General features: G+C 63.5%; 1 protein-coding gene. It reads left to right on the forward strand.

Features of this window, described 5'->3' with window-relative positions:
- Positions 1–106 precede the first annotated feature (106 nt).
- Positions 107–1,051: an IS110 family transposase gene (locus EN786_RS35925; protein ID WP_189340716.1), complete on the forward strand. Its 945-nt coding sequence runs from the start codon at positions 107–109 to the stop codon at positions 1,049–1,051.
- Positions 1,052–1,071: the final 20 nt, after the last annotated feature.

Raw genomic sequence — 1,071 nt, forward strand, 5'->3', positions numbered from 1 at the left:
CTCAGGTAGCCTAAACCGTGGATGAGCTGGGGCCCGACCGCCTTCTTTTGTGAACCCGAACAGTTGCAAGGGGCAAGCCCCCGCACACAAGGAAGGGACCGAGAAGATGGCTGCAGGAACGGTTCAGAATGTCGGCATCGACGTTGCCAAGCGATGGCTCGACGTGGCCGTGTTCCAGACGCAGGAACAAGCGCGTTTCGACAACGACAAGGACGGATGGGTCAAGCTGAGCAAGTGGCTGAAAGGCCGCAACGTGCGCGCCATCGGCATGGAGCCGAGTGGAGGCTATGAGCGCGGCGTGGCCAAGGCGCTGCGCAAGGCGGGTTTACCGGCCAGGAACGTCAATCCGCACAAGCTGCGCCACTATGCCCGCGCGCTTGGCCGACTGGCCAAGAACGACCGCATCGATGCCCTGCTGATTGCACGCTATACCGCCGAACTGCCGACCCGGCCGGTGCAGTGCGACCCAATCGCCGAGCAACTGGCCGATCTGGTCGTGGCCCGCAGGCAGCTCAGCGACGACAAGGTCAGCCTGGCCAATCAGCTCGAGCAGGTCCGCGAGCCGACGGTCAAGCGCATCTTCACCCAGCGTCTGCGCCGCATTGAGTTCGATATCGCACTGCTGGCCAAGCGCATGGCCGATCTTGTCGCCAGCCAGCCGGCGTTCGCGGCCAGGGACCGCCTGATCCAGTCCTTCCACGGTGCCGGTCCGGTGTTCAGCCATACCGTGCTGGCCTTGGCGCCGGAGATAGGGCAGGCCTCGCGGCGCGAAATCGCAGCCCTTGCTGGCCTGGCCCCATACGACTTCGACAGCGGCACCTTCAAAGGCCGCCGCATTATCTGGGGCGGTCGTCACGCCGTGCGCAGGGTGGTCTATATGGCTGCCCTCACCGCCAGTCGCTCAAATCCCGTCCTCAAGGCCTTCCACCAGCGTCTCATCGCCAAGGGCAAGGAGCCGAAGGTCGCTCTCGTCGCCGTGGCACGAAAGATCCTGACCATCCTCAGCGCGATGATCCAAAACAACGAACCTTGGAATCCAAACAGGTCCTGACGAACACAGTTGCTCATCCG

It is taken from the genome of Mesorhizobium sp. M4B.F.Ca.ET.143.01.1.1 (assembly GCF_004792275.1).
Taxonomy (GTDB): Bacteria; Pseudomonadota; Alphaproteobacteria; order Rhizobiales; family Rhizobiaceae; genus Mesorhizobium; species Mesorhizobium abyssinicae.